Genomic DNA, 291 nt, shown 5'->3' on the forward strand with positions numbered 1-291 from the left:
TGGCCTTGCTAGGGTTTTGTGGAGGGAGAGTTCAGTCTGATTCAGACTGGAGAGCAAGATGACGACCCCTCGGCAGCACTACACCGCGGAATTCAAGCAGGAGGCCGTGCGACTGGTCGAAGCCACGGGCAAAAGTTGTGCCCAGATCGCCCGCGACCTCGGCGTCCCTCCTCACTACGTCGTCCGCTGGAAAAAGCGGCAGGAGGTGCAGAAGGCTGCGGGACGCCCCGTGAACACGGGGCGTGGCGTCCCTGCGCGTTCTGAACAGGAAGAACGGATCAAGCATTTGGC

Annotated in this window: 1 protein-coding gene; it reads left to right on the forward strand. The window is 61.5% G+C overall.

The features are described from left to right. Window positions 1-58: 58 nt before the first annotated feature. The coding region (locus K7W42_RS22805; RefSeq protein ID WP_224577707.1) for a transposase at window positions 59-291 on the forward strand (233 nt) is incomplete at its 3' end.

Origin of the sequence: Deinococcus betulae (genome assembly GCF_020166395.1) — a bacterium.
In the GTDB taxonomy this organism is placed as follows: domain Bacteria; phylum Deinococcota; class Deinococci; order Deinococcales; family Deinococcaceae; genus Deinococcus; species Deinococcus betulae.